Genomic DNA, 3,095 nt, shown 5'->3' with positions numbered 1-3,095 from the left:
GATGGTGAATGTGAAAGGCAATATCATTTTTTTGTAATTTCACTTCTAAATCTAGCGGTAATATGAGTTGATTCATGTTATAATTTTTATACATAAAGAGTCTCCTTTTGGTTGGTTTGGTGTGGTAACTTAATTTTATCAAAAGGGGCTCTTTTTATTCTATACAAAAACAAAAAAATTACAGATAAAAAGGACTTCGGCATCTTCATTTGCCGAAGTCCTTTCTTTAGCTAGAGTTTTGTCCCAGCCTCTTTTTATTTTTATGTAATTATCAATGATTCATTCCTGCTCATTGTTAAGTCAAAATTTTCTCGTTAAAACATCTATTTTTTATTTCATATTATTTTTTTCTAAAATATTCCTGTATAATATGTGAAAAGGAATATTTTAGAAGGAGGAAATCGTGTGGAACACATTAAAACCTTTGCTACACAAACCTTAGAAAGTAGGCTAGGTACATTAATTTTAGAAGGTCCTATGTCTTATGAAGCGCTAGAAGACATGTCGCTACACCCCGGATTAAAAGCATTTCGTCCCGCTGAGCAGCAATTTAAAGCATTACTTAATATCGCAAAAATGCCTGAAGGAAGAATCATTGTAGCACGTCTCGACAACTTAATTGTTGGCTATGTAACGATTTTATATCCTGATCCTTTAGAGCGTTGGTCCGAGGCTAAAATGCCTGATTTAATAGAGCTTGGAGCTATTGAAGTAATAGCAGAATGTCGTGGTTCAGGTGTTGGTAAAGCACTTGTACGTCTTAGCATGAGCGATGATTCTTTAGAAGATTTTATCGTAATTACGACCGAATACTATTGGCATTGGGATTTAAAAAGTACGGGGTTAAGTGTCTGGGATTATCGTAAAATGATGGAGAAAATGATGAACACTGGTGGCTTAATTGAATATACAACAGATGACCCTGAAATTACTGCACATCCCGCCAATTGCTTAATGGCACGTATCGGCAATCGTGTACCTCAAGAAAGCATTGAAGCATTTGACCGTATTCGTTTTTACAATCGTTATCGCACTTCATAAATAAGGAGGGTTTTTTATGCTTGTGGAAAACTTGATGATTCAAAAAGTATATACACTCAAACCTACTCAAACATTATTTGATGCAGAAGAATTAATGCGTAATCGTCGTATTCGGCATATTCCTATTGTCGATAATCTGAACCATTTAGTTGGACTTATTACTGAGCAAGATTTAAAACGTGCAATGCCGTCTTCTCTTTTAACAACTGAACGCAATTCTCTAAATAATCGATTGATTGAAGAATTCATGGTCACAGAAGTATTAGTTGGCCATCCATTAGATTTTGTTGAAGAAACAGCTTTATTATTTTTTGAAGAGCGCATTGGCTGTTTACCCATTGTTTCACATGGTGAACTTGTTGGAATTTTGACAGACACCGATATTTTATATAACTATATCGAGTTAACAGGAGCCCATAAGCCAAGCTCACAAATTGAATTACGTACAGCGGACCAAATTGGGGTTTTAAGCCAGATAACGACTATCTGTGCAAATCATCGCGCTAGCATTATTAGTTTACTTGTATACCCTGATGCAAATGATTCATCAAAAAAAATCATTTCAATTCGCGTAAAAAGCATTAGTCCTCAAGCCATTATTGAAGATATGCGCAAGGAAGGATTTGAATTATTATGGCCAAATTTACCGACCATGTAGCACATGAAAATGCAGTTTTCATCTATTCTCCATCCCAATTAACGTATAAATTTTCAGATGAGCATCCATTCAACCAAAAACGCCTAGAATTAACGATGGATTTACTTACACAAATTGGTGCACTAAACGCACAGCAAATTGTTCCTCCACGTACTACAACGGATGAAGAATTATTGCTTGCGTTAGATGCGGATTACATAGATATTGTCAAACGCGCGGGTCATGGATATGTAACAAATGCAGAAGGTGAACCTTTTGGTATCGGTACAGAAGATACTCCTATTTTTCCTAATATGCATGAAGCAAGCGCTAGTATTGTGGCTGCTACGCTAACAGCTTGTGATTATGTTATGCAAGGAAAAGCACAACATGCGGTTAATTTAGGCGGCGGTCTTCACCACGGCTTCAAAAACAAAGCGTCTGGTTTTTGTATTTACAATGATAGCTCAATTGCAATCCGTTATATGCAAAAAAAATACGGTGCACGTGTGTTATATGTCGATACAGATGCTCATCATGGGGATGGTGTACAATTTAGCTTTTACGATGATCCAGATGCTTGCACATTTTCGATTCATGAAACAGGTCGCTATCTTTTTCCAGGGACTGGGTCAATTACTGAACGTGGTACTGGGGAAGCCTATGGGACCTCTTTTAATATTCCAATCGATGCTTTTACAGAAGATGACTCTTTTCTGTATTGTTATAAAGAAGCGATGGAGGAAATCGTTGCAGATTTCAGACCAGATATTATTTTGACCCAAAATGGTGCAGATGCACATCACTTTGATCCATTAACTCATTTATCTTGTACAATGAAAATTTATCAAGAAATTCCTCGCATAGCACATGATTTAGCACACAAATACTGTAATGGTCGATGGGTTGCTGTAGGTGGTGGAGGCTATGATATTTGGCGTGTCGTTCCTAGAGCTTGGTCTTATGTATGGACGGAGATGAGTGACTTTGAGCAGCCACATGGTCCATTACCAGAAAAATGGTTAAAACGTTGGCAGGCTGAATCTCCAGTAACCTTAATTCCGACTTGGGATGATCCATCTCCACTGTTTGAAGCCATTCCAAGACGAGCTGAGATTACAGAAAAAAATGCACAAACACTTGAAAAAGCACTTTATACATTGCGTCATAAAATATAAAAAAGAGGCTGGGACAAAACCCTAGCTAAAGAAAGGACTTCGGCAAATGAAGATGCCGAAGTCCTTTTTATCTGTAATTTTTTTGTTTTTGTATAGAATAAAAAGAGCCCCTTTTGATAAAATTAAGTTACCACACCAAACCAACCAAAAGGAGACTCTTTATGTATAAAAATTATAACATGAATCAACTCATATTACCGCTAGATTTAGAAGTGAAATTACAAAAAAATGATATTGCC

3 protein-coding genes are annotated in these 3,095 nt (G+C 36.5%); all 3 read left to right on the top strand.

Features of this window, described 5'->3' with window-relative positions:
* Window positions 1-405: 405 nt before the first annotated feature.
* From QI30_RS00810 to QI30_RS00800, 3 genes are read left to right on the top strand one after another with little or no spacing between them, the layout of a single operon-like run.
* Window positions 406-1,041, top strand: coding sequence for a GNAT family N-acetyltransferase (locus tag QI30_RS00810; RefSeq protein WP_126989051.1), 636 nt, complete (start codon window positions 406-408; stop codon window positions 1,039-1,041).
* A 16-nt stretch (window positions 1,042-1,057) separates the two neighbouring features.
* Entirely contained in the window at window positions 1,058-1,699 is a 642-nt protein-coding gene (locus QI30_RS00805; protein WP_126989050.1) for a CBS and ACT domain-containing protein, read from the top strand.
* Window positions 1,675-2,856, top strand: a complete 1,182-nt coding sequence (locus tag QI30_RS00800) for an acetoin utilization protein AcuC (protein WP_126989049.1) — start codon at window positions 1,675-1,677, stop codon at window positions 2,854-2,856. Before QI30_RS00805 ends, QI30_RS00800 begins: the two co-directional genes overlap by 25 nt.
* The last annotated feature ends 239 nt before the right edge of the window (window positions 2,857-3,095 follow it).

This window comes from Candidatus Kurthia intestinigallinarum (genome assembly GCF_003991225.1).
Classification (GTDB): domain Bacteria; phylum Bacillota; class Bacilli; order Bacillales_A; family Planococcaceae; genus Kurthia; species Kurthia populi.
Note: the sequence above shows the minus strand (reverse complement) of the source record. Positions and strands in the feature narration are given on the sequence as shown.

Coding starts and splice junctions, on each gene's coding strand:
- QI30_RS00805 (WP_126989050.1), top strand. CDS start 1,058: ATGCTTGTGGAAAACTTGATGATTCAAAAAGTATATACACTCAAACCT.
- QI30_RS00800 (WP_126989049.1), top strand. CDS start 1,675: ATGGCCAAATTTACCGACCATGTAGCACATGAAAATGCAGTTTTCATC.